Source organism: Pseudarthrobacter sp. NKDBFgelt (assembly GCF_046097905.1).
GTDB lineage: Bacteria > Actinomycetota > Actinomycetes > Actinomycetales > Micrococcaceae > Arthrobacter > Arthrobacter polychromogenes.
Genome location: NZ_JBJURL010000185.1, coordinates 1 through 951, shown reverse-complemented (window position 1 = coordinate 951; position 951 = coordinate 1). Strand labels below are relative to the sequence as shown.

Annotated in this window: 2 protein-coding genes and 1 pseudogene; 2 read left to right on the top strand and 1 reads right to left on the bottom strand. The window is 57.4% G+C overall.

Going from position 1 to position 951, the window contains the following annotated elements; all coding sequences use genetic code 11:
• Positions 1 to 238, top strand: a pseudogene (locus ACKAE7_RS21055) (hypothetical protein); the annotation flags it as partial.
• Here the strand turns inward: ACKAE7_RS21055 and ACKAE7_RS21050 are convergent.
• Positions 235 to 474, bottom strand: coding sequence for a hypothetical protein (locus tag ACKAE7_RS21050; RefSeq protein ID WP_407104752.1), 240 nt, complete (start codon positions 472 to 474; stop codon positions 235 to 237). The pseudogene ACKAE7_RS21055 and the gene ACKAE7_RS21050 sit on opposite strands and share 4 nt — an antisense overlap.
• Before the next feature lie 220 nt (positions 475 to 694).
• On the opposite strand from ACKAE7_RS21050, the gene ACKAE7_RS21045 reads away from it, so the two are divergent.
• Positions 695 to 951: hypothetical protein (locus ACKAE7_RS21045; RefSeq protein WP_408980228.1), on the top strand; the 257-nt coding region annotated here is incomplete at its 3' end.

Here is a 951-nt window from a genome sequence, read left to right as displayed (position 1 = left end):
CCGCTTCACGCGCCTGACGAACGCCTTCTCAAAGAAGATCGACAACCACATTCACGCGCTGTCGCTCTACTTCGTGTTCTATAACTTCTGCCGCATCCACAAGACGCTGCGCGTCACGCCCGCCATGGCGGCAGGGATCGCGGACACCGCTCGCGACATGGAGTGGATCGTCAGCCTAATCGACGCGCGGGTTAAGAAGCCGGGGAAGCGCGGACCATACAAAAAGCGGGCGGCCTAAGCCTCTGCCGGCCTCAGCCGCCAGATGTCGACGAGACGCATGGCGGCCTCAAACGAGATCGCCTTCCCAAGGATGTTGATACCTGTGCGACCCGGATTGTCTTCGGTTTCAAAAACGAAGTATCCACTAAACCCTAGATGGTCCGCGCCTGATTCTTTGATCGTATGACGAGAAAGCGTCGCGACGTGGATGCTGCGGCCGTTGCCCAAGTTCGCGGTGGCAAGGAATTCGTCCATGGCTCGCCTTCCTATTCCTGAACGTCCAACGCCTCGTATCTCAGCAAACGACTTGGCGCTTTTCATGGTGTCGTCGGACACCGCTAGAATCGGAATCATTCGCAGAGCCAAAAGTCCACAAATTCCTCCAATCATCCGTTACCGCGATGCGCGGGGTCCTATCTGCGCTTACCTGGCAGATCCTGTTAGGAGCCTTCGCCCTCTAACAACCGCAGACGAAATGTTTCAGCAGCGTGCCGGTGACGCCGCCGAAAGCACTCTACGGAGAGATGACGCGCGCCAGTCCATTGAAGTCCTGCGGGCCATCCAAGGCATGGCAAACCAGCTCGGAATCTATGATTTTCACGCCGCTCCTACCCAGCAGGAGCGGCTTACTCTTTCGGAGGTCGAGGTTTCCGTAAGAGCCGATTTGATTGTACACGGAGAACAGCGGGGCCAAGGGCAGATCGGATACGCGGTGCTGAGGATGACTCAATC